Source organism: Microvirga makkahensis (assembly GCF_009830105.1).
GTDB classification, from domain to species: domain Bacteria; phylum Pseudomonadota; class Alphaproteobacteria; order Rhizobiales; family Beijerinckiaceae; genus Microvirga; species Microvirga makkahensis.
Map to the genome: position 1 here is coordinate 1 of NZ_WURB01000012.1, position 23675 is coordinate 23675.

Here is a 23675-nt window from a genome sequence, read left to right on the forward strand (position 1 = left end):
CCACCTCGGACTACGACCGTGAGAAGCTCCAGGAGCGCCTCGCCAAGCTCGCGGGCGGCGTCGCGGTGATCCGCGTCGGCGGCGCCACCGAGGTCGAGGTGAAGGAGAAGAAGGACCGCGTCGACGATGCCATGCACGCCACCAAGGCTGCGGTGGAAGAGGGCATCGTTCCCGGCGGCGGCACGGCTCTGCTGCGCGCCAAGGCTGCGGTCGCCAAACTCTCGAGCGACAATGCCGACGTGAAGGCGGGCATCAACATCGTGCTGCGCGCTCTCGAGGCTCCGCTCCGTCAGATCGCCGAGAACGCTGGTGTCGAGGGCTCGATCGTGGTCGGCAAGATCGTCGAGAACAAGTCCGACACCTTCGGCTTCAACGCTCAGACGGAAGAGTTCGTGGACATGCTCCAGGCCGGTATCATCGATCCGGCGAAGGTCGTCCGCACGGCTCTCCAGGACGCGGCCTCCGTGGCCGGTCTTCTAATCACGACCGAGGCCATGGTCGCCGACGCTCCGAAGAAGGAATCTGCTCCGGCCATGCCCGGCGGCGGCATGGGCGGCATGGGCGGCATGGACTTCTAAGTCCAGCCACCACGCGAGTACACAGAGAGGCCCTGGAGAAATCCGGGGCCTTTTATTTGGGCTCAAGTGAGCTAGAGCATCGCGCGGAAAAGCAGATCGAGTTCTTTGCAAGATGCTCTTAATTCTGGAAGACAGCATCTTATAGGCCTGTGGTGGGGGCCTTCGATCTCACCCTGCAACGGTAAAGGTCTCTCAATGGGCGTAGCCCAATCTAGGCAGCGCTCAATCATCCATCTCCCTGCGATACGTCATTGACGTCGAAGGAGTGAGACTGGCAGGAGCCGAGGGATTCAGGGTCAGCGGCACATTCCACGGCACAGTGCCAGCGGAATGCCCTATACGACTGCGGGAAGTCCTTGGCGGCCCTATACCGGCGCTCTACGCATGTTCGACTGATCCGCAGGGATGCAATGGCTACGATCCGAAAGCTGCGTCCTTCACAAGAAGCAGCGTATACGGACCTGGACTTCAGTCGTCGGTTGCAGTGACTTTCCAAGGGAAGCCAACCTAGAGGCCGAGTTTGAACGGTCTCACGCTTCTTTGAGTATGGCCTCACTGTTCCTGAGGCAGCCCTCATCAGCGGCCATCGTGATCCACGGATGTTGAGCCGATATACGCGCCTGGGGCCGGAAAAGGTGGCTGAGAAGCTAGACCAGGTGGCGGCCGGCTGACTCAAAAAGAAAAGCGCCCCGAAAGAGGCGCTCCCAAGTGGTCAGCCGTAGGGGCAAATCATGGCTGATGAGCAACACTAGACGAACAATCAGCGAAGCGGCAGTAGCTAAAGGTTCTACCACTTATGGCTACCTGTTCACCTGTAAACCAAATCAGATGCTCCTGAGCAGACCGTAGGGGCATACGGGCACAGGGCTGCAGACTTGGACCATCAGAGTTCAGGCGCGGCCCTTTTCATGGCCGGCGTCTTGTCCAACAGCAACAATCAGGAGCTTCGTTCGTTAGAAACCCGAAGGTGCTTCCTCCCGAAACCTTCTCACTGGCCCCATCGGTTGAGCACTTCCCGGTGGGGCCTTTTCATATCTGAAGCTCCTATAAACCCTGCTCATCCGGAGCTTCAGGCTTTCCAGCGTCTTCAACACCTCTGAAGGGAACCGTCAGAACCGTCTGATCCGCCTCGTCTACGATCTCAACCACGAAGTCATTCTGTTGATCAGGGGTCAGGGTTTTCCAGTAGGGCACAGCCTCGATGAAGGCTCTCGCTATGCGCAAGGCAACGCCTCTCACTTCGTCAGTATCAGCCAAGTTAAAGCTTTTCGGATACCTGACACGAGTCTGCTGGTTTGAGACGAAGAACCTGAACCGAGGCATGACGGGAATATTAGCTCCGCCAGCCTCAAAATTAAGACGCTCTTAGGGATTAGTTCACATTTGCGGATGGTCAATTCAGCCGCTTGCGAGACCACCGCCCTGCCAGCATCAACTCTTTTTCGTAAGCCAATGCGGCTCCCATGTTGCGCCACCGTTTCTGGGCCGAAGTAAGTTGAGCCTTTGCCCGCTCACAGACCGCCAGTGCAGCTTCTTCTTCATCAAACAGATTACCGAGAGGGGCGAATGACTGCTGTTCGTATGCCTGTTCTACAGCCCGGTCCAGCTTTGCGCGAACCCTTGCAAGCGCACAGGAGGCTTGACGGTACTTGGTCTGAGCCCTCTCTGCCTCTCGGATCGCGTCACATAGAGCATCGAAACAAATGAGCTTGGTCACATCCCCATTACCGTTCTCCAGAGTCAGGGAGAACATAGCCTCTAACTGTCCGGGAACGACCGCCTTAACATGGATTGAATGATAACTTCTTTGGCCCTAACTATTTTGAGGTAGGCGGCTCCGATAAGTAGGATGCCTTTCCCGCTATTACTCCTCGCACGCCACCCTTAGGCTCGTCCAGATCGCCCTTGCGCCTTGGAATCAGATGGACATGGCAGTGCATCACCGTTTGAACCGCGAACTCACCGCAGTTCATCTCAATGTTGAACCCTGTTCAGGCCCTCAGCACCCGTGGATTGTCCTACATAATCCCGAGCAGGGCTTGGAGCCATCCACAGCCTTGCGCTAGCGAGAACGGCTTGCCCACGCTCACTAATATCTCCGCCAGAAAGTTACGCTTGCGACTATGGCAACTTGGTCATTGTCCTAGACCCATGGAGCAACTCTGACTTAGGCTCCTGTAATGTCAGTACGGTATCCCTCAAGGTCAGGATCGTACTCTAGCTTCTCCCATGGGATTGTGCGGTGATGAACACCGATACCAAGGAAGCCTCCAAACGTTACGTCCACCTTTGTGACGCGACCGCTGATCTTCTCGATGAAGAGACGCTTGACGGTGCCGATGCGCTCATTGTCGCGATTGAATACCGGAGTGCCCTCGACCCTGTCACTTTCAATTTCGGGATGAGGCGATCTTGGTCGCTCGATAGGACCTGATAGATAGTATCCGTTTTCTAGTATTCCCGCGGCCACGACGGCTCTGCTGGTATCAACGTCCCACTCTTCATCAGGCTCGATCCTTCTGACCGCCTTCCAGGGTCCTTCGCCACTGGGAAGATGCCGACCTTGAGGCTCCTCTGTGAAGCCTTGAAGCTGGGGTGTTTTTTCAGACTGGAAGATGTAGTAGGTTCTCATAAGCACCTCCCTCTCAGCGAGATCGCTGCTCTCGTCGTCCGCAGATATTGACTCATGTCCGGTATGAGAACGCAACAGGTAGGTTATTGTAGGCGCAGCGCAGTACATCACACTTAAACTGTAAGCTTAGATTCTCTGCTTGGGACGAATACCCACTCACTGGAATGAAACTCACGTTGTCTTCTCTTTCCCAACCGTAGTAATGATGTATCTCGGGGCTGCTCCTAGTGGTTCGAATAGAGAATGGCACAGGGAGTTGAGCTTGGCCCGAAGCTAGAGGGTTTCTTCCTCCCACCAGCAAGAACGCCCTTTATCATGACTGCTCCTCGGACGTTCAGACGCAGGAGGCACTCGGAGGGGGACAACAGTCTGATCACGTTCAGTGGCCGGACTCCGGTGAGGCTTTGCCTAATAGCAGCCCACCACATCCTAAGGACATGACCCATGATTACTGTTACCGACTCCATCCCGGGGTCAGTAAGACCACATACATGACAAAGCTGATGAATGAGGCTCGCACTCAGTCTCTGGGGAGGTCTTTCATCGATCCGGAGCATAAGCCTGTACGCTTCCCCTATGTCGCTCCCCTTCTGTCCGAGGCGGATCGTATCAGTGAGGCTTGCTCTGGCCTGAACTTCCGCAACCCTACAGCCTGTAGAAGGTCGCAAGCTCCATCGCCTTTCCACGCTGATTGAGGAAGGAGCGATCTGCACGACCCATGCCCTCTTCCGTCTCCTTAGCAGAGACATTTACCGGAGGCTGAGGAGCAGAACTACACTCTGATCATTGATGAAGTCTTAGACTGCATGACGATGTTCGAGGAACTGTCGGCATCAGACAGGAAGATCCTGTTCAGGGGCCATCCTGTCTATGCTGATCCTGCTACCAAGCGATTGAGATGGAAACATTGGGATCATCCAACCTACTCAGGCAAGTTCAACGTCATTCGTGCCCTATGCGACAACGGCAACCTGGTGCTGTACCGAGACACAGCCCTGATCTGGGAGTTCCCCACGGACTTCCTCAGGTGTTTCAATCAGGTCTATGTCCTCACCTATATGTTTATGGGTTCTCCTATGTCGGCTTATCTCAGGGTTGAGGGTCTGCCTTTTGAGATGATGACCCCGGTTGATCATCAGCTCACCACTGGGGCACACCTAAGGGTAGAGAGGGCCCTATGTCCTCAGGATGCTGCGAGAACCTGATCGGACGAAGCCCTGATACATTAGCTCAGATGAAGGCTGCGACTGAGCACTGGTTTAAGGCTGTGGCTCAGACTAAGGCCAATGATAACGCTTGGACTTCCTTCAAGAAGGCCAAGAGTCGTCTCAAGGGTAATCGGACTCCAAGAAGGACTGCTGGATACCGCACAATGCCAAAGCGACTAGTGACTACAGGCATAAGCGGTCACTGGCCTGCCTCTGCAATGTCTTCCACAATCCGATGATCAAAGGCTACTTTGAGGACCGTGGGATCACTGTTCATGAGGAGCTTTTCGCATTGTCTGAAATGCTCCAGTGGATTGAGCGCAGTCAGGTCAGAGACGATCAGCCTATCGAGGTTTTCATCCCGTCAGAGCGGATGAGGAGCCTGTTCGTTCGGCGGCGGCACAGCGCCAGTGTCCATGAACTGATGCAGTCTGAGCAGAAATTGGCCGCTTAGCCCTCCGCCTCACCCACTCCAAGCACTATCCAAGAGCCAGCGACCCTGATCGGTCCTGGCTTTTCTCATTGCTACGATCCAACACCAGCGAGAGAACCCAATGAACATCACCATCCGGCCACTTGGCCGGGGGCGCTTTGCTGCATCCTTAGGCCAGCGTCTGCTCTGCAAGAGTAAGACACCTTTGATGACTGCTGCTCGTATCCTGCAAGCCAAGGGGATACCCGATGATGAACGTATCACCACGACACATGAAGGCCCATCTATCATCTCAATATGGTCCACGATGGGTGAGGCCGCAGGTAAGAGCGTTCATGAGGCTGACAAGGAAGGACCCAATCTCGAACGGTACCGCCCTATGACTGCTCAGATGCCCCGCCAGAGGGTGAGCCATGAGGCAAGGACGGCGGTGAGCGAGGTTGAGGTAGGCAGAGCTAGAGGCAAGCCGGAGCCGCTTTCATTCTTTCAGCCCTACTTGTTTGGCGAGCACGCCTCGTACTGACAAATGGCCCTCTCGGAAGCTAGTCACCGCATCCGGGAGGGAACGCTGATCCGTGGGTTTGTCAGGGTATTTTATCGGATTGCTTGGCGCATAGCCTTCTCGGCTTCTACCAGAACATCCAACGCTCTCCACGGCTTCGGCATAAACTTCACATCTCTCATTGCTCTCTCATTACCATCCTCAAGAGGAGCGCCAGAGGTAAGGACGGCCCTAATCCATGGCCACTTCAACTTGACGATCTGCGCAAGATCAACACCGCTCATAAGGCATGGGAGCCTCACGTCAGAGAACAGGAAGGCGACTTCATCAGCATGGTGATGCAGGTAGCGCAATGCCTCTTCGCCACTTGAAGCCTCGACGATCTCTAGATCAGTTTCCTCTAGCAGTGCAGCAGCTAAAGCCCGTAGCTCCTCGTCGTCCTCAACGATCAATGCTTTACGATTGGGGTTAATCCGTTGTCCCATCTTTCAGGCTTTCCTCGGCTAGCAATTGTTTTTCGTGATGCTGTTCGTATGAGCGGATCAGGTCATAAAGCTGCTCAGGCACAGGTAGAGTGAGAAGACTGTTGTACGTCTCGCGCACATACCGATCCACTGCCGGAGCCAAAGCGGTAAGGCGATCCATTGGCGTCATCTCGCCAGTGACTAGGCTCATGATGTTGGAAGCCCTTGCTGAGCCTTTGCGGCTTGTCGCATTAGTACAGTTTGTTAACTTAGGTTAATGGCAATCCAACAATGAGCGACGGAGCGGGTTCCAGCTTGGCAATGAAGTAAGATGTTAGACGTTCGTAGGGAAGTTAATCGGGCTAACGTTACCGTTGTCTGCCTTACGTCCTTGACCTAACCCTAAATCGTTGAGCTTCACCGCGAAACGCCAGAACTTTAACCTAGGTTAATCGGTTTCTTACCGGCACTAAGAGCATTGGAGGCAGGGATGAAGAAATCTCCGCCGGATGACGATGTTGCGTCTCTAGGGATCAGCGACCATTGGAGCATTGGTTCCAGTCAACTCACGGCGAAAGGTGAAGCGGAACTGATGCGTCATATAGGAGCCAAGTTGGAAGCATGTTACGCGCAGATTGTCTCGGAGCCATTGCCTGATCGATTTACGTCATTGCTGGTCATGCTTGATGCAAATACGAGGCCAACGGAATAGAGGCTTCTGATTTGCGTTCTAGTGGATATTACGAGGCTTGATGGATGGGATAATCTAAACTTGCCTGAAATGGAGCTTCGTCGGGAGTATCACGACTTGGAAGGACGGTTGTGGGCGCTGGACCGTCGCTTGGCTGATGCGCTTCACCGAGGAAAACACGCATCTACCGCAGCCGACTTAGAACAAGCTCGGCAAGATGAGAGAGCTATCCTGACGCAACTGGATCGGCTCATGACAAGGATGAGGGCAATAGAAGGTCAGCTTCTACAGATCGCAAAGAAAGAGAAGCTTTACTGAGCTATCCTCTTAGGGGAACATCAGCGCCGAAGCCAGCACACTTGCTATGAAGGCTAGCAGGACCAGGAGCGGCACAAGCACTGAGGACATCACGATCAGTAGCAGGGATAGGCTGAGGCGTCGCATGGTGAGGCTCCCCACGTCAGCAGGTAAAGCCTACGAAAAACCTTGGCCGCAATATGTTGAAGCCAATATCCCTTTAGGATAGGCTTCACTTCTGGGTGTAAGCAATCTCTGGGCCTATTGCTCAACCCTCGTTCAGCCCTGTTCCCCCCAAGGGGTGAGCCTTCGGCTTGTCACAGTAGTTGTCACACTCTGTGCTAAACTCTGCTTCGGAGTCCGACAGCCGCACCCGTGGCGAATTTGCCTTGAACTTCTTTCTGCACCCGCTAGAGTCTTGACTGCGGCTAACGGGATTCCCGTTGGTTTCTAATGAGTTCCTCACTCCTATCTCGTCAGAGGTTGTCTTGGCGCCCCTAATCGGGTAGGGAAGAGATCAGGCCCATCGCCGCAAGCACCCGTAGCTCAGCTGGATAGAGCGTTGCCCTCCGAAGGCAAAGGTCACACGTTCGAATCGTGTCGGGTGCGCCAATATTTCCCTTAAAAGTCAATGTCTTACTGGTTTAGGGCAAGTGCTTGTTGCCTCGACTTTTCGTCGGGTGTGCCAAAGTCATCCCATGAACGCCTTAGCCACGCTTTGCCAATAAAGGCTCTCCAAGGTTCCAAAGCCTAGATCATGATGCCCCGCAACTCGATTCGGTTGCGAGTTCGTGGGCTGGCGGACCACCGTCCGAAGGGGAGGCGGTAGTTATCTTATTATCTCCAAAATAGGGGATCTCATTATTTTCAGAACAGGGGATCAAAACCCGATCAAATGCGAGTCCTATGCCCAGAAAGGGACATAGCCCGCTCTCGGGCTTTCCGGATCTGCTGGCTTGATCAGGTTCCTATCTTTCGCCTCATCAATGATCCGGGTGACCTGAGCGGCGTTCTGTTCGGCGATCTCTAATCGCTGCCGAAGGGAGGCATTGGTCAGCTTCTCGCCTGCTATGAACCTGAGAACCGCGGGTTGGTAACAGGCACGAACTGGCCGACCGCCTGGCCACAGGATGCTCGCCAGGGTTCGTAGCCTCGCGCTGCCGCTCGCGCGGTTAGAGGCCTGCTGCGATGGCGCGGCCCTGGATTCTCCACTCGGATATAATCCTTTCTCGCCCGACGAGACCCCGTGGCGTATCCAGGAGCCAAAAAGAACCAGGGAGTTAACTCCTAGGAGCCTTCCCGAGGGGGCACCAATCATCCGGCCGACGGTTTAAGCTCCTAGCGAGGGAGCATGAAGATGCGCAGTATAATCATCATCGCAATGAGCTTGGCAGTCCTCGCCCCGGGAGGCGCCCGGGCGCAAGACTGGACACCCTCGCTGGACAGCCAGCGAGAGGCCCGATGGGACGCCTGCTACAAGGAAACGAGACTGATCTACCGGACCCGAAACATGTCGCAAGAGCAGTTTCGGGTCACCATCAAGGACGCTCGCAGGAAGCACATGAGAATCTGCATGACCCGCGCAACGCCCCCTCGGCCGATCGCCTCGGTTGAAATTGCCGCGAACAAGCGCCCGTCGATTATCGCCGGGTGGGCTGCCAATCCGTAACGGCACTCTACAGGCTGCGCTCGACAGCGGGCTGCGCCAGGTTGCCAACGCTTGCGATACTATATTACCTTGAAGCGTCGGCTTTCTCGGCAGTGCTTGCAATGCTCTCCCGTCGAGGCCGATCGGCTGGACGGCCCGACGAACAGGGCCGAACAGGAGCCCTGCTTACCTCTCCATGCGGCAGGGCAGTACAGGGGGCGCCTATGAAACCAGCGGAGCAGCGTCGCGCCAGTCCTCGCTTGCACACCCTTCTCAAAGGGCAGATCATCTACGACAATCGTCTCTCCCGCATGGAATGCACGGTGCGGGACCTGTCCGAGGCCGGCGCGCGCCTCGTGTTCGCGCAGCCTGTCAAAATCCCCGCGGAATTCGAACTGCAGGTTCCCAGGAAGAAGCTCGTCCAGCGCGCGCAGGTGATGTGGTATGACGGGCGCAATTACGGCATCAGGTTCCTTGACGATGATGCGGAAGCCGGAGGCCACGTCGAGCCGCTTCCCGTCGCCCGGGAGATATCGGGCGTGCCGGAAATTCTGGAGGAGGCTTGCCAGCGAGTCGCGCGGATTCTCGGCGTTCCGGTCGAGGCGATCCAGTTGAAGATCGAATTCAGGCGATGATTCTGCCGCGGCAGCGGGGGTGAGGAAAAAAACCAGCCTCTTCCGATCGATTCCGTGATCCAGCGGAAACCGGAGCGCTCGTCGCCGACGCTGACCTCCGGTTCCGCACCGTGCGCTACGCCACCATCCACTCGTGGTCCGGATCGTTGTGGAATTTCCAGATCCGCTTCGGGCCCGCCATGACGTTCAGGTAATAGAGCTCATAGCCGTGCGGCGCGCCGACCGGATGATAACCCTTCGGCACCAGTACCACGTCGCCATTGCTGGCGGCGAGCGTCTCGTCGAGGGAACGGTCGTCCGTATAGACGCGCTGCAGCGCAAAGCCCGCCGGCGGATTGAGGCGGTGGTAATAGGTTTCCTCCAGCAGCGATTCGTGAGGCAGCATGTCCCGATCGTGCTTGTGGGGCGGATAGCTCGACCAGTGGCCCGAAGGCGTGATCACCTCCACCACGAGCAGGCTTTCCGCAGGCTCCGTCTCGGGCAGGATGTTGCGGACATGGCGCGTGTTCGTGCCCTTGCCGCGCGTTTCCTGGCCGACCTGGTCGGGGGGGATGATGCGCGCCGGCAGCTTGCCCTCGGCGGGTGCGGTGCAGACCGCGATCTCGCAATCCGTTTCGGCTTCCAGCGACCACTCGGAACGGGCAGGCGCATAAAGCGACCACGGATCCGGCTCGAACGGCGAGGCGCGCCCACCGATCACACCGAAATCCCGGCTCCCCGCGCCCACCCGCGCGCAGCCTGAAAGCATCACGATGCAAGCCTCCCGGTCTCCCGTCTGCTGTTTCAAGCTCTGACCGCTTTTAAGCTGGTAGACCTCGAATCCCACATAAGTCCAACCGGCCGATTCCGGCGTGATGGCGTGGATGCGCCCGTTCGTATCGGGCTTGGACGGTTTGACGAGAAGCTTCGACATCGTGCGCTCTCCTTATCGCAGGCCCGCTTCCTTCAGGAACCGGGTGAGATTGGCGTATCCCATCTTGGCATAGGTGAGCGGATGCGCCTTCTTGGGGTCCTGCTCCGCTTCGATGACCACCCAGCCATTGTAGCCCGGCAGTTCTTGGAAGACCGAGACGAAATCCACCATGCCGTCGCCTGGAACCGTGTAGACGCCCTCGATGACGGAATCGAGGAAGCTCCAGCCTTCGGCCCTCGACCTCTCCATCACGGACTTGCGTACATCCTTGGTGTGCACATGGCTGATGCGGCTGCGGTAGCGGCGTGCCAGGGCGGCCGGATCGGCGCCGCCCCAGGTGGCGTGACCGGTGTCGAGCAGCAGATGCACCGCCTCGCCCGTGACGCGCATGAAGGCATCGATATCGGCTTCCGACTCCACGATGGTGCCCATGTGGTGGTGATAGACAACACGCACGCCTTCCTGCAGGGTCCGTTCGGCGACCTGGGTGATGCGGCGTCCGAACTCCGCCCAGTCGCCGTCCTTCATGACGGGGCGCTGCGAGAGCGGCTTGAGGCGGTCCCCGTGAATGGCGTTCGAGGTTTCGGCGAAGACGAGCACGTTCGAGCCCATGGCCTTCAGGAGATCGAGATGCGGGCGCAAAGCCGTCATTTCCGCATCGGCGTCGCGCTTGAGCAATTCCGCCGAATACCAGCCGGACACGCAGGCGAGACCGAAGGGCGCGAGCGCCTTCCTGAGCGTTTCCGGCTCGCGCGGGAACTTGTTCCCGAGTTCCATGCCCTCGAAGCCCGCCTCCTTGGCTTCCGCCAAGCATACCTCCAGCGGCGTCTCGCCGCCGAGTTCCGGCATATCGTCGTTGGACCAGCCGATGGGGTTCGCCCCGATGCGGATCGTCATCTGTCGTTATCCTTCTGAGTGGTCAGTCGCCCACGCGCTGTGCAGCGACAGCTAATTCATATTCTTTTCGCGCGGCCTTCACCTGTTCGCGTGATGACACTTCGGGCACCGCCACGTCCCACCAATGACCGCCCTCGTCGGTGGAGGCGAGCGGATCGGTGTCGATGACAATCACGGTGCTGCGCTCGGACGCGCGCGCTTTCTTCAATGCATCTTCCAGTTCGGCGATGCTCTTCACCTTCAGCGATTGGGCGCCGAGACTCGCCGCATGGGCCGCGAAATCGATCTCGGGCAAGGTCACGTGATTGGTGTGCCGGAGAAGATTGTTGAAGCTCTCTCCGCCGGTAGCGCGCTGCAGGCGGTTGATGCAGCCATAGCCGCGGTTGTCGAGCAGTACGACCGTGAGCTTCTGGCCCAGCATGACGGAGGTGGCGAGTTCGGAATTCATCATCAGATAGGAGCCGTCCCCCACCATCACGATCACCTCGCGCGCGGGCTCGGCCATCTTCACGCCGAGGCCGCCCGCGATCTCGTAGCCCATGCAGGAATAGCCGTATTCCATATGATAGCCGAGGGCGGCGCTCGCCTTCCAGTGCTTGTGCAGTTCGCCGGGCAGGCCGCCCGCGGCACAGACCACCACATCGCTGGGAGAGGCGCTGCGCTGCACCGCGCCGATCACCTGCGCATCGGAAGGAAGCTCCGCGTTCGTCGGATCGGTGAAGCGCGCCGCGGTCTCGAACCAGCGGGACTTCTCCTCGTGGCCCCTCGCAGCCCATGCCTCGGGTGCCCTCCAGGCGCCGAGGGCGCGGCTCAGTTCTTCGAGGCCTACACGCGCATCGCAGACGAGCGGCAGCGCATTGTGCTTGGCGGCATCGAAGGTCTGCACGTTGAGACCGACGATACGGCGGCTCGGATTCTTGAACAGGGCCCAGGAGCCGGTGGTGAAATCCTGCAGGCGCGTCCCGACGGCGATCACCACGTCGGCTTCCTCGGCGAGCGCATTGGCGGCTCCCGTGCCGGTCACGCCTACTGCGCCGAGATTGGCCGGATGGTCGTGTGGCAGGCTCGACTTGCCCGCCTGCGTCTCGCCGACGAACAAGCCATGCTTGTGCGCGAAGTCAGCCAGCATCTTCTCGGCGCTGGAATAGAGCACGCCGCCGCCCGCCACGATGAATGGCTTCTTCGCGTTACGGATGAGGTCCGCGGCTTGTGCGAGTTCCGACTCGTCCGGGCGGGTGCGGCGCGGCGCCCAGATTTTCTCGGCGAAGAAGCTCTCGGGATAATCATACGCCTCGGCCTGCGTGTCCTGGCAGAGCGCGAGCGTCACCGGTCCGCAATCGGCGGGATCGGTGAGAACGCTCATGGCGCGCTGAAGGGCGGGGATGATCTGTTCGGGACGGGCGATGCGGTCGAAATAGCGGGAGACCGGCTTGAAGCAGTCGTTGGCCGAAACCGTGCCGTCCGAAAAGCTCTCGATCTGCTGCAGCACCGGATCGGGCTTGCGATTGGCGAAGACGTCGCCGGGCAGGAGCAGGACGGGGAGGCGATTGACGTGCGCCACCGCTGCTGCCGTGACCATGTTCGTTGCGCCGGGGCCAATGGAGGTGGTGCAGGCCATCATGCGTCGGCGGCGCGAGGTTTTCGCGAAGGCGATCGCCGCATGGGCCATGCCCTGCTCGTTGTGGGCGCGAAAGGTGGGGAGCCTGTCGCGCACGTCGTGCAGCGCCTCGCCCATGCCTGCCACGTTGCCGTGACCGAAGATGGCCCAGACGCCGCCGAACAGCGGCAGGACCTGTCCGTCAATCTCCGTCTTCTGTGCGGTGATGAACCGGGCAACGGCTTGCGCCATGGTGAGGCGGATCGTGCTCATGAGCGTTTCTCTCGAAATGCGCCGGACGCGATGCCGGCAGCGTTCTCAGGTTTTGCAGTTCATGAAAAGAGGGCGGAGCCGGCAACCGGCTCCGCCCTTCGTCTTAGGCAGCCTTGGCTTGTCCGGACGCGCGCTGCCAGATGTCGACAAGCCGTTGGAAGCGGCCGGCCATGTCGGCGACGGCGGCCTCGTCCGAGATCTCGCCCTTGAGCCAGCGCCGCGCGGCATCGTTGAAGATGGTGCGGCCGACAGCAAACCCCTTCACCCGAGGCTCCGATGCTGCGGCGGCGAAGGCGATTTCGAGCTGATCCTCCGGCGCTTCGAGGCCGAGCAGCACGATGCCGCGGCAATAGGCGTCGTTCTTCGTGATCACGGCGCCGACGGCCTTCCACGCTGCTTTGTCCTGCTGCGGCTCGAGCTTCCACCAGTCGGGCCGAATGCCGAGATCGTAGAGATGCTGGACGATACCCGCGACCGTATTGGTCTTCAGCGGTCCGTGCTTGCCGGCGATGATCTCGATCAGAAGCTCCCGTCCGATGCGCCGCGCGGCGTCATGGATGCGCAGCAACTCACGTTCCTGGCGTGCTTTGATCTCCGGCGGGTCGTCCGGATGGTAGAAGCACAGGCATTTGATAGTGTGGCCCACAGGCCATTCCACGAGTTTCGCGCCGATGCTGCCGCTGCCCTCGAAATCGAGCGGGCGCGAGCCCGGCAGCTCCACCGGGCGGCCGATCCAGAACGGATGATCGGCCGCCCGGAACAGCGCTTCGCGGCCATAGGTGTCGTCGATCAGCATGCCGAAGCCGGGGCGGCCATCGGCCACCTGCGCGGCGGCCTGCACGGCGAGCACTTTGAGGGCGGGGATGCGGTCGACGGACGCACCGACCTCGTTCGCCATCGCCTCCAGCTGAGCGCGGTGATCGATGGCGAACGCCATAAGCGTATCCGCTTGAGGACGGCGGGTCGTCGCCCAATGGATGTGGTTGATGCCCTCGTCGAACCGCAGCGCCTTGTGGCGGCTGCCCTCCTTCAGGAAGTGCTGCAGCTCCGGGAAGGTCGGGATCTCCGGCGAGCAGAGCAGGCGCGAGACTGCGAAGGCCCCGCTCGCATTGGCATAGGCGCAGCACGTCTCGAGCTTCTCGTCCCTGAGCCAGCCGCGGAGGAATCCGGACAGGAAGGCGTCACCCGCGCCGAGTACGTTGTAGACCTCGACCGGGAAGCCGGGACCCTTCTCGCCGTCGTCGAGGGAATCCGGGACGTCGCCGGGAAACACAACGCAGCCCATGGGTCCGCGCTTGCACACGATGGTGGCCTTCGAGATCGACCGGATCGCGCGGATCGCGGCAAGGGTATCCTCCGAGCCGCCGGCGATGTGCAGCTCCTCCTCCGTGCCGACGACAAGGTCGCAATCGGCCAAGACGGGCTTCAGGTGTTCGGTGACCGCATCGGAGCGCACGTAGCGCGACTCGCCCGCGCCATGGCCGAGGAGGCCCCAAAGATTGGGGCGGTAATCCACGTCGAACACCACTTTGCGCCCATGCGCTTTGGCGATGCGGATCGCCTTCTTCTGTGCGGCGGCGGTGCTCTCCCGCGAGAAATGCGTGCCGGTGACGACGACGGCGGCAGCGGAGGCGACGAATTTCTCGTCGATGTCGTCCTCGGTCAGGGCCATGTCGGCGCAGTTGTCGCGATAGAAGATGAGCGGGAAGGAATCCTCGTCCCGGACGCCGAGGATGACGAGGGCGGTCAGGCGCTCCCTGTCGGTGACGATGCCTTGCGTGGAGACGCCCTCGCGCTCCAACTGCTCGCGGATGAAGCGGCCCATGGCCTCGTCGCCCACGCGGGTGATCAGGCCCGATCTCAGCCCGAGGCGTGCCGTTCCGATGGCGATGTTGGCAGGGCACCCGCCGACGGCTTTCGAGAAGGAGGCCATGTCCTCCAGCCGGCCGCCGACCTGCTGGCCGTACAGATCGACCGAGGCGCGGCCGATGGTGATCACATCCAAGGTCGGCTCCATGCTATTCCTCCCACGGCCGGCCTCCTCTCGGAAGCCGTATCAGGGCAGCGTTCTGCCCTTGCGCTTATAGAACGTTTATTCTACTAGCAACATATCCTGGAATATCAATTCCAAATTCGCCGGTAGTCGGCAAAGAACCCGGGGGAAACATGATCAGGATCGCCGTTCTGGGCGCAGGTCGCATCGGCCGCATTCACGGGCGCAACGCCGCCAACCATCCCGACGCCCGCCTGGTGGCGGTCGCTGATCCACATGCCCCCTCCGCCGAGGACCTGGCGGTGGCGACGGGGGCGGAAGTCGCGGCCCTCGACGAGATCGTCGAGCGCTCCGACGTCGACGCCATTCTCATCTGCACGCCGACCGCGACGCATGCCGATCTCATCGAGCGCGGCGCGAAGGCGGGCAAGGCGGTCTTCTGCGAGAAGCCCGTCGATCTTTCGAGCGCCCGCATCGAGACCTGTCTCGCTGCCGTCGAAAAGGCGGGGACGCCGCTGATGATCGGCTTCAACCGCCGCTTCGACCCCAACTTCGCTTCCCTGCGCCGCCGTCTGGCCGACGGAGAGGTGGGCGAGGTGGAGCTCGTGACGATTCTCTCCCGCGATCCCGGTCCGCCGCCGGTCAGCTACATCAAGACCTCCGGCGGCCTGTTCCGGGACATGATGATCCACGATCTCGACATGGCGCGCTTCCTGCTGCTCGGCGACGAGCCCGTCGAGGTGCACGCGGTCGGCTCCTCTCTGGTCGACCCGGCCATCGGCGACGCGGGAGATGTGGATACCGCGGCGGTCATGCTGAAGACGGCCAAGGGCAGGATCGTCCAGATCTCCAATTCCCGCCGCGCGACCTACGGCTACGATCAGCGCATTGAGGTGCATGGCTCGAAGGGCATGATCCGCGCGGGCAACATTCACCGCACCACGGTGGAGGTGGCGAACGCCTCCGGCATCACCGCCGACCCGGTGCAGGATTTCTTCCTGGAGCGCTATGCGGAAGCCTATCGCGACGAACTCGCCGCGTTCCTGAACGCGATTCGCGACGGCAGGCCATGCGATCCTACCGGCCGTGACGGCCTGATGGCCCAGCGCCTCGCGGATGCGGCGACCGAGTCGGCGCAGACAGGCAAGCCGGCGAGGCTGTAAGCCGCAAGCGCTGTCCCGGGACTGCATGGCAGGGGCGGAATCGCTTGCTGAATGCTCGTCCTTGCCATGGCCGTTCCCGGACGTGATCCGGGGATCGGTCCCGGCCATCCCGATCCCGACAAGGGCGGCCCTTCCTAAGCATCGGGATCATCGACGCAAGGCCGGTGATGACGGAAGGAGGGAACGTGATGTCCGGTAGACGAACCCGAGTCGGCTCCGCCACCCGAGGCGCGCGTCTCAGGTGCCTTGCGCGCGCTTCTCCGCCGTGCCCACCGCGAGCGCCATGGCGAGAGCGAAGGAGGCCGAGAGCGAGCGGAAGGCGCCGAAATCCGCCTCCGCCACCTCGAGCCATACATCGGCGCTCGAAACCAGGGGGCTGAAAGCGGAATCGGTGATCGCCACCACGGGAATGTTGTTCCGCGCCGCCGCCGCCGCGAGATCGGCGGTCACCGGCGCATAGGGCGTGAAGCTGATGGCGAGAACCGCATCGCGCACCGTCGCGGTACCCAGCTGCTCCGGGCCGAGCTGTCCCACATGATCGATCAGAATGGTGCGGATGCCGAGCTTGCCGAAGGCATAGGCGCAATAGGCCGCGATGGGAAACACCCGGCGCGCGCCGAGAAGGTAGATCGTGTCGGCCTTCGCGAGGGTCTCGATGGCGCGGGAGAGCTCTTCTGGCTGCACCGAGTCGCGCATCTTCTCGAGCGAGATCGCGGCCGCGTTGGTGAAGCCCTCCAGAAGAGCGGCCGCGTGGACATGGTCGCCTTCCAGATCGCGCAGCACCTTCAGCCGCTCGCGGTAATCGGGAAAGCGCTCCCGCAAGCGGTCCCGAAAGATCTGCTGCAGGTGTGAGAAGCCATCGTATCCGAGGCTCTTGGCAAAGCGCACAAGGGTGGAAGGCTGTACCCCGGCATGCTCGGCAATTCCGGCGACGGTGCCGAACGCGACCTCCTCGGGGTGCTCCATGGCAAAGGCGGCCAGCTGCTTGAGCCGCTTCGGCATCGTTTCCCGGCGGATGAGCAGCAGCGCCCGCAGGCTCTCGTAGTCGCTGGGCGCCTCGTTGGCGCTAGCAGCCTCGGTCATGCTCTTCTCGATCTCCATATGCCTGCTGCCCCAGATTGAGTCGGACCTTGACACCGATCCTCGAAGAATGGAATGAATATTCCAATGTATAAACAAAAAGGTTCTGGCGTTCCATAAAATTGGGCGACCGGAGCGGCAGAGGGAACGGCCCAGGAGAGGACGATCGGGTCTCCAAATCATCTGTTGCCTCTGCGAACTCATGCACGGCGTTCTTTGCAGCCGGGGCCTCCGGTTGCTCACGCACATAAGAATCCTTTTGGGAGGAAGTCATGAAATCGCTTGTAACCGGTCTTGTTGCAGCCGCGGTCCTGACCGCTGCCGCCGCGGTCCCCGTCTCCGCTCAGCAGAACAATCGCATCATCGTCGTCACCCATGGCCAAGCCAACGATCCCTTCTGGTCGGTGGTGAAGAACGGCGTCGCCAAGGCCGGCGAGGACATGAATGTCCAGGTCGATTATCGCGCACCCGAAACCTTCGACATGGTCAACATGAGCCAGCTCATCGATGCGGCCGTGAACCAGAGGCCCGCAGGCCTCGTGGTCTCGATTCCCGACGCATCGGCGCTGGGTCCGTCGATCCAGAAGGCCGTCGCCGCCGGCATTCCGGTGATCTCCATGAATTCCGGATCCGACGTGTCGAAAAAGCTCGGCGCGATGCTCCATGTGGGCCAGGACGAGGTCGAGGCCGGACGCGTTGCAGGCGCGAAGCTGAAGGAAATGGGCGGCAAGGTCGGCCTATGCGTCAACCAGGAGGTCGGCAACGTGTCGCTAGACCTACGCTGCAAAGGCTTCACGGAAGGCTTCGGCGGCAAGGTGACGGTGCTGCCGGTGACAAACGATCCGGCGGATGTGCGCGCCAAGGTGAAAGCGGCGCTCGCGGCCGACGGCTCGGTCGACACGGTGCTGGCTTTGGGCGCAGGCACGGCGGGCGAACCGACGGTGGCGGCGGTGAAGGAATCCGGCAAGACGGGCACGGTCCGCGTCGCCACCTTCGACCTTTCCGCGAACTTCCTCAAGTCCGTTGCGGCCGGGGAAGCCGCCTTCGCCATCGACCAGCAGCAATATCTGCAGGGTTACCTGCCTGTGGTCTTCCTGGCTCTCAACGCGAAATACGGCCTGATGCCCGGCGGGAACGTACCCTCCGGCCCGAACCTGATCACGAAGGAAAAGGCCAATCAGGTGATCGAGCTCTCCGCGAAGGGCATTCGCTGAGACAAAGACAAGTCCGCGGCAGCAGCACGCGCCGCGGACTTCTCATTCCATGTGTCGTTTTTTCCGAGGGAGGCTCTTCATGGTGAACACCACCCAGCCGACCGCCGATCTAACGACGGCTCCCGCCGTCAAGCAGATCCAGGACGAGCGTCTGAAGGAGGTTTCCCTCCTGACGAAGATCATGCGCCGTCCGGAACTCGGGGCCTTGGCCGGCCTGATCCTGGTCACGATCTTTTTTCTCTCCACCGCCGATTCCTCCATGTTTTCGCTGGCGGGCGTGATGAACATTCTCTCGCCTGCGGCACAGCTCGGCATTCTCGCCATCGCGGCGGCGCTGCTCATGATCGGCGGCGAGTTCGATCTCTCCATCGGCTCCATGGTGGCCTTCACGGGTCTCGTCTTCGGCTCCTTCATCACGCTCACCGGATGGCCGCTGCTCCTGGCGATCGCGGCGACTTTCGTCGTGGCCGCCGTCCTCGGCGGCCTGAACGGGCAGATCGTTATCCGCACGCGGCTGCCCTCCTTCATCGTCACGCTGGCCTTCCTCTTCATCCTGCGCGGTTTGTCTCTCGTCGGTCTGAAATGGGCGACTGGCGGCTCCACGCAGATGCGCGGCATCGGCGCGGCGGCGAACGAGGATTGGGTCCGCGAGATTTTCTCTGGCAATGCGCTCGAAGGCCTGTTCGCGTGGCTCGCCGCCAACGACCTCATCGCGAAATTCCCGAACGGGACTCCCACGGTCACGGGCGTTCCGGTGTCCATTCTTTGGTTCATCGGCTTCGCGCTGCTCGCGACATGGGTTCTGCTGCGCACGCGCGCGGGCAACTGGATCTTCGCGGCGGGCGGCGACGCCAACGCGGCGCGCAATTCCGGCGTGCCAGTGGACCGCGTGAAGACCGGCCTCTTCATGCTCACTGCCTGCGCGGCGGCGCTGGTCGCGATCCTGACCGTTCTCGATGCGGGATCGACGGATGCGCGGCGCGGTTTCCAGAAGGAGTTCGAGGCCATCATCGCGGCGGTGATCGGCGGCTGCCTGCTCACCGGCGGCTACGGCTCGGCCATCGGCGCGTTCTTCGGCGCCATCATCTTCGGCATGGTTTCGATTGGCCTCACCTATACCCGCTTCGACTCGGACTGGTTCCAGGTGTTTCTGGGCGCCATGCTGCTGCTGGCGGTTCTGTTCAACAACTTCATCCGCCGCAAGGTGACGGGAGAGCGCTGATGGACGTCCAGGTTCCTCTCATCGAGGTCCGCAATCTCGTCAAGCATTTCGGATCCGTCATCGCGCTGTCCGGCGTGTCGCTGTCCGTTCATCGGGGTGAGGTGATCTGCCTGCTCGGCGACAACGGCGCGGGCAAATCCACGCTGATCAAGACGCTCGCCGGGGTGCACAAGCCCACATCGGGCGAATTCCTGGTAGAGGGACGGCCCGTGTTCTTCAACAGCCCGCGCGATGCGCTCGATGCGGGAATCGCCACGGTCTACCAGGATCTCGCGATGATCCCGCTCATGTCAGTGACGCGCAACTTCTTCATGGGCCGCGAGCCGGTGAAGGGGGTCTGGCCCTTCCGTCATGTGGATTTCGACCATTGCGACGCGGTGACCCGCGAGGAGATGCACAAGATCGGAATCGACGTGCGCGATCCGCATCAGGCCGTGGGCACGCTCTCCGGCGGTGAACGCCAGTGCGTGGCGATCGCGCGCGCGGTCTATTTCGGCGCGAAGGTGCTGATCCTCGACGAGCCGACCTCGGCGCTCGGCGTGGCACAGACCTCCATGGTGCTCAAATACATCCATCAGGTGCGCCAGAAAGGCCTCGGCGTGATCTTCATCACCCACAACGTGCGCCACGCCTATGCGGTGGGCGACCGCTTCACGGTGCTCAACCGCGGCAAGACGCTCGGCACCTATGCGAAGTCGGAGATCGCCATCGACGAACTGCAGAACCTCATGGCCGGCGGCAAGGAATTGCAGGCCGTGTCGGAGGAATTGGGCGGAATGGTATAGGACGAAGTGCCTTGCGGATCTTGAAGGGTGTTGCTGAGGGGGGATCGATTATCGGGTGGCTTTTCTCTTTTGGGGCCGTCTTCCTGTACACGGTGCACCGTCCATATACGGCGCAAGGCACGACCTTGCCTGGATGTCAGCGTGAGGGCGGGCCGTTTACGCTGAGCGAGCACGTCGCATGTGGTGGAGCATGGAATGAGAGGATCCTGTCCGAGCGTCGCAGCCTGGCACTGCTCTGGGCAGCTGAACTCAAAGCATTTGTCTCTTTTCTCATACCAATTCTTGCGCTCGTATCCATCGCTATCGTCCCGGGAGGTCTTTGGGCCTCCTCACTCGCTCTGGCACTCATGGGAGCGTTCCGCATCGTGAAGCGGTTGCATGGATTGGATGTTGCGAGGAGGATTGGGAATACGGCATGACAGCGCTCAGCATCGGCCTCATCGGAACAGGCTACATGGGCAAGTGTCACGCGCTTGCTTGGAACGCGGTCGCTTCCGTCTTCGGCGATGTGCCTCGCCCGCGTCTTGCCATGCTGGCCGAGGCCTCGCAGGAACTCGCTGAAAGAAAAGCGCGGGAACTCGGCTTCGAGCAAGCGACCGGCCACTGGCGCACGCTCGTGAACAGCCCTGAGATCGACGTGGTGTCGATCACAACTCCCAACGCCTTTCATCCCGAAATGGCAATCGCGGCGCTCGAAGCCGGTAAGCATGTGTGGTGCGAAAAGCCCATGGCGACAAGGCTCGAGGATGCGGAGCGCATGCTCGCGGCCGCGCGCGCCTCCGGCAGGGTCGCGGCGCTGGGCTACAACTACATCCAGAACCCGGTCATGCGCCTGATCCGCCGCATCCTCGACGAGGGGCGGATCGGCGCGGTCAACCATGTCCGCATCGAGATGGACGAGGACTTCATGGCCGACCCGGAGGATCTCTTCTCCTGGAAGAGCGAAGCCTCGTCCGGTCACGGCGCGCTAGACGATTTCGGGGTCCATCCCTTGAGCCTGCTTCAGGTTCTCGTCGGCGGCGTGCGCCGCGTGTGCGGTCACATGGTCAAACCTCATGCGGATCGCCCCGTGCCGGACGGCGGCCGCCGTGCGGTCGAGACCTTCGACATCGCGACGGTGCTGATGGAGCTGGGGAGCGGCGCATCGGGGTTGCTCGCCGTCAACCGCTCCGCCTGGGGGCGCAAGGGCCGTATCTTCGTGCAGATTTTCGGCGCGAAAGGCACCATCGTCTTCGACCAGGAGCGCATGAACGAGGTACAGCTCTACACCGCCGACGGCGCGAAGGATCGCCAGGGCTTTTGCACCATTCTCGCCGGGCCGCAGCATCCGCCGTACGACAGGTTCATTCCCGCGCCGGGGCACGGCCTCGGCTTCAACGATCTGAAAGTCATCGAATGCCGCGAGCTGATGCGGCGCATCGCGGGCGAGACGGCCCATCTCATCGAATTCGAGGACGGCATCCGCATCGAGCGCACGGTTCACGCCATGGCGCGCAGTGCGCACGAGGGGCGCTGGGCGGAGGTGGCTCCTTGAACGGTTTCCCTCGCGCAAAATCACCTTTCCTCTTTGGCTTTTGATTGGCGAGCATCTTTTCACGCGAAACCGGTGCCCACTTTCACGTCCGATGCTCTAAGCCGCGTGGGCCTTGAGCACTTCGAGGAAGGCATCCGCATAGCGGTCGAGCTTGGCCTGGCCGACGCCATGCACCTCGCCGAACCCCCGCGCGGTGACGGGACGCTTCGCCGCCATGTCGATGAGGCTGCGGTCGGAGAAGATCACGTAGGCCGGAACGCCCTCCTCCTTTGCCAGACGGGTGCGGAGCGCCTTGAGGTCGAGCAGCAGGGGATCGTCGGAAGGCACAACGGATTCCGCCTCGATGCGCGAGCGGCGGCGGCGGCGGTCAGCGGGCTTGATGAGCACGTCGGAGCGCAGCTCAATCCTCTCCTGACCTTTCAGCACGGCGACACCTTTGTCGGTCAGGGTCCAGCGGCCGTATTCCGCAAGCTCCAGCCCGATGAGCCCGGCGGCGTAGATCTGGCGCAGGAGGGAGCGCCATTCGTTCTTCGAGCGATCCTTGCCGACGCCGAAGGTCTTCAGCTTGTCGTGGCCGAAGCGAAGGATGGCCTCCGTCTCGTCCCCCACGAGGATGCCGATGAGATGCTCGGTGCCGAAGCGCTCGCCCGTGCGGACGATGGCCGAAAGGATCTTCTGCGCCTCGATGGTGCCGTCGAAGGACATGACGCCTTCGATGCACAGATCGCAATTGCCGCAGGGCTCCGTGGTCTCGCCGAAATAGGCGAGCAGGGTCTGCCGGCGGCAGCGGGGCGCCTCGCATAGGGCGACGAGGGCGTTGAGCCGCTGGCGCTCCACGCGCTTCTGCTCGTCGGCCGCGTCGCTCTGCTCGATCTGCAGGCGGCGCAGGCGCATATCGTCGAGACCGTAGAGGGTAAGTGTGTCGGCGGGCGCGCCGTCACGGCCCGCGCGGCCGATCTCCTGGTAATAGGCCTCAATGGATTTCGGCAGGGCCGCGTGCGCCACGAAGCGCACGTCCGGCTTGTCGATGCCCATGCCGAAGGCGACGGTGGCCACCATCACCACGCCGTCCTCCTGCAGGAAGATGTCCTGATTCCTGGCGCGCTCGGCCTGGTGCATGCCGGCATGATAGGGAAGCGCCCGGTAACCCGCCTGACTGAGCGAATCCGCGAGCCGCTCGGTCGCGTCGCGGGAGGAGCAATAGACGATGCCGCTCTCGTGCCGGTGCTTGTCGAGGAAGGAGAAGAGCTGGCGCCGGGCGTGCTCCTTCGCCTGCATGGCGAGCCTCAAGTTCGGGCGGTCGAAGCCGTGGATGAAGAGGCGCGGCTCGTCCTCGAACAAGCGATGCATGATGTCGCCGCGGGTCGCCACGTCAGCGGTGGCGGTGAGCGCGATGGTCTGCACGCTGCCGAGGCGCCGCCGCACGTCGCCCAGCATGGCGTATTCGGGGCGGAAATCGTGCCCCCATTGCGAGACGCAATGCGCCTCGTCGATGGCGAGCAGGTTCACGCCGGAGCGGCCGAGCCACTCGGTGGTGCCCGTATTCGCCAGCCGCTCGGGGGAGGCGTAGAGAACGCGCATGCGCCCGTCGCGCACGGAATCCACCACGCGGCGGTTCTCCTCCGGGTCGTTGGCGGAGTTGAGGCTGCCTGCTTCGATGCCGAAATGGCGCAGGGCCGCCACCTGATCGCGCATCAGAGCGATGAGGGGCGAGACGACCACGGTCAGGCCTTCGCGCGCGAGTGTCGGGAGTTGATAGCAGAGCGACTTGCCCGCGCCGGTGGGCATGATGGCGAGCACGTCCTCGCCGGCCAACACGGCACGCACGATTTCTTCCTGTCCTTCACGGAAGGAGGGGAAGCCGAACACGTCGTGGAGAATCTTGCGCGGGTCGATCACGGATGCGGTGTGGCCGA

22 protein-coding genes and 1 tRNA gene are annotated in these 23675 nt (G+C 61.3%); 11 read left to right on the top strand and 12 right to left on the bottom strand.

What is annotated here, in order from left to right:
• Nucleotides 1-578: TCP-1/cpn60 chaperonin family protein (locus GR328_RS16205; RefSeq protein ID WP_281351980.1), on the top strand; the 578-nt coding region annotated here is incomplete at its 5' end.
• Between the two features lie 1044 nt (nucleotides 579-1622).
• On the opposite strand, the gene GR328_RS16210 is transcribed toward GR328_RS16205, so the two are convergent.
• The 4 genes from GR328_RS16210 to GR328_RS16225 form a co-directional block, all read right to left on the bottom strand.
• A complete protein-coding gene (locus tag GR328_RS16210; RefSeq protein WP_425487044.1) occupies nucleotides 1623-1901 on the bottom strand; it encodes a DUF6894 family protein in 279 nt (92 codons plus the stop codon).
• 70 nt (nucleotides 1902-1971) lie between these two features.
• Nucleotides 1972-2331 (bottom strand): hypothetical protein, encoded by a 360-nt coding sequence (locus GR328_RS16215; protein ID WP_205790062.1) that lies wholly within the window; start codon nucleotides 2329-2331, stop codon nucleotides 1972-1974.
• A 64-nt stretch (nucleotides 2332-2395) separates the two neighbouring features.
• Complete coding sequence (locus tag GR328_RS28300; protein ID WP_343039410.1) at nucleotides 2396-2557, bottom strand: HIT family protein; 162 nt, start codon at nucleotides 2555-2557, stop codon at nucleotides 2396-2398.
• A gap of 188 nt (nucleotides 2558-2745) precedes the next feature.
• Nucleotides 2746-3210 (bottom strand): PRC-barrel domain-containing protein, encoded by a 465-nt coding sequence (locus GR328_RS16225; protein ID WP_160885572.1) that lies wholly within the window; start codon nucleotides 3208-3210, stop codon nucleotides 2746-2748.
• An 806-nt stretch (nucleotides 3211-4016) separates the two neighbouring features.
• Between GR328_RS16225 and GR328_RS16230 the strand changes: the two genes are divergently transcribed.
• Nucleotides 4017-4415, top strand: coding sequence for a DEAD/DEAH box helicase family protein (locus GR328_RS16230; protein WP_160885573.1), 399 nt, complete (start codon nucleotides 4017-4019; stop codon nucleotides 4413-4415).
• A gap of 1030 nt (nucleotides 4416-5445) precedes the next feature.
• Here GR328_RS16230 and GR328_RS16235 read toward each other — a convergent pair.
• Together GR328_RS16235 and GR328_RS16240 are read right to left on the bottom strand one after the other, a co-directional pair.
• A complete protein-coding gene (locus GR328_RS16235) occupies nucleotides 5446-5838 on the bottom strand; it encodes a response regulator (RefSeq protein ID WP_160885574.1) in 393 nt (130 codons plus the stop codon).
• A complete protein-coding gene (locus GR328_RS16240; RefSeq protein ID WP_205790063.1) occupies nucleotides 5822-6028 on the bottom strand; it encodes a hypothetical protein in 207 nt (68 codons plus the stop codon). The genes GR328_RS16235 and GR328_RS16240 overlap by 17 nt, the downstream gene beginning before the upstream one ends.
• Nucleotides 6029-6307: 279 nt before the next feature.
• On the opposite strand from GR328_RS16240, the gene GR328_RS16245 reads away from it, so the two are divergent.
• From GR328_RS16245 to GR328_RS16260, 4 genes are all read left to right on the top strand, one after another.
• Complete coding sequence (locus tag GR328_RS16245; protein ID WP_160885576.1) at nucleotides 6308-6529, top strand: NepR family anti-sigma factor; 222 nt, start codon at nucleotides 6308-6310, stop codon at nucleotides 6527-6529.
• A gap of 811 nt (nucleotides 6530-7340) precedes the next feature.
• Nucleotides 7341-7417 (top strand) — tRNA-Arg (locus GR328_RS16250).
• Nucleotides 7418-8156: 739 nt separating this feature from the next.
• Entirely contained in the window at nucleotides 8157-8474 is a 318-nt protein-coding gene (locus GR328_RS16255) for a hypothetical protein (protein ID WP_160885577.1), read from the top strand.
• Nucleotides 8475-8677: 203 nt separating this feature from the next.
• Nucleotides 8678-9088, top strand: coding sequence for a PilZ domain-containing protein (locus tag GR328_RS16260; protein WP_160885578.1), 411 nt, complete (start codon nucleotides 8678-8680; stop codon nucleotides 9086-9088).
• A gap of 115 nt (nucleotides 9089-9203) precedes the next feature.
• On the opposite strand, the gene iolB is transcribed toward GR328_RS16260, so the two are convergent.
• From iolB to GR328_RS16280, 4 genes are all read right to left on the bottom strand, one after another.
• A complete protein-coding gene (gene iolB / locus GR328_RS16265; RefSeq protein WP_160885579.1) occupies nucleotides 9204-10001 on the bottom strand; it encodes a 5-deoxy-glucuronate isomerase in 798 nt (265 codons plus the stop codon).
• Nucleotides 10002-10013: 12 nt separating this feature from the next.
• Nucleotides 10014-10898 (bottom strand): myo-inosose-2 dehydratase, encoded by an 885-nt coding sequence (gene iolE, locus GR328_RS16270; RefSeq protein ID WP_160885580.1) that lies wholly within the window; start codon nucleotides 10896-10898, stop codon nucleotides 10014-10016.
• A 22-nt stretch (nucleotides 10899-10920) separates the two neighbouring features.
• The gene (iolD, locus tag GR328_RS16275; protein ID WP_160885581.1) at nucleotides 10921-12768 is read right to left on the bottom strand and encodes a 3D-(3,5/4)-trihydroxycyclohexane-1,2-dione acylhydrolase (decyclizing); all 1848 of its coding nucleotides are present in this window, start codon (nucleotides 12766-12768) and stop codon (nucleotides 10921-10923) included.
• A 103-nt stretch (nucleotides 12769-12871) separates the two neighbouring features.
• Complete coding sequence (locus GR328_RS16280; RefSeq protein ID WP_160885582.1) at nucleotides 12872-14785, bottom strand: bifunctional 5-dehydro-2-deoxygluconokinase/5-dehydro-2-deoxyphosphogluconate aldolase; 1914 nt, start codon at nucleotides 14783-14785, stop codon at nucleotides 12872-12874.
• A gap of 149 nt (nucleotides 14786-14934) precedes the next feature.
• On the opposite strand from GR328_RS16280, the gene iolG reads away from it, so the two are divergent.
• Nucleotides 14935-15924, top strand: coding sequence for an inositol 2-dehydrogenase (gene iolG / locus GR328_RS16285; protein WP_160885583.1), 990 nt, complete (start codon nucleotides 14935-14937; stop codon nucleotides 15922-15924).
• Between the two features lie 237 nt (nucleotides 15925-16161).
• Here iolG and GR328_RS16290 read toward each other — a convergent pair whose 3' ends face one another.
• Nucleotides 16162-17007, bottom strand: coding sequence for a MurR/RpiR family transcriptional regulator (locus tag GR328_RS16290; protein ID WP_160885584.1), 846 nt, complete (start codon nucleotides 17005-17007; stop codon nucleotides 16162-16164).
• 269 nt (nucleotides 17008-17276) lie between these two features.
• Between GR328_RS16290 and GR328_RS16295 the strand changes: the two genes are divergently transcribed.
• From GR328_RS16295 to GR328_RS16310, 4 genes are all read left to right on the top strand, one after another.
• Nucleotides 17277-18218, top strand: a complete 942-nt coding sequence (locus GR328_RS16295) for a sugar ABC transporter substrate-binding protein (RefSeq protein ID WP_160885585.1) — start codon at nucleotides 17277-17279, stop codon at nucleotides 18216-18218.
• A gap of 79 nt (nucleotides 18219-18297) precedes the next feature.
• Nucleotides 18298-19440, top strand: a complete 1143-nt coding sequence (locus GR328_RS16300) for an ABC transporter permease (protein WP_246215926.1) — start codon at nucleotides 18298-18300, stop codon at nucleotides 19438-19440.
• Nucleotides 19440-20225, top strand: coding sequence for an ATP-binding cassette domain-containing protein (locus tag GR328_RS16305; protein ID WP_160885586.1), 786 nt, complete (start codon nucleotides 19440-19442; stop codon nucleotides 20223-20225). Before GR328_RS16300 ends, GR328_RS16305 begins: the two co-directional genes overlap by 1 nt.
• A 415-nt stretch (nucleotides 20226-20640) precedes the next feature.
• The gene (locus tag GR328_RS16310) at nucleotides 20641-21759 is read left to right on the top strand and encodes a Gfo/Idh/MocA family protein (protein ID WP_160885587.1); all 1119 of its coding nucleotides are present in this window, start codon (nucleotides 20641-20643) and stop codon (nucleotides 21757-21759) included.
• 96 nt (nucleotides 21760-21855) lie between these two features.
• Here GR328_RS16310 and recQ read toward each other — a convergent pair whose 3' ends face one another.
• On the bottom strand, nucleotides 21856-23658 hold the full coding sequence (recQ, locus tag GR328_RS16315) for a DNA helicase RecQ (RefSeq protein WP_160885588.1): 1803 nt from the start codon (nucleotides 23656-23658) through the stop codon (nucleotides 21856-21858).
• Nucleotides 23659-23675 lie beyond the last annotated feature (17 nt).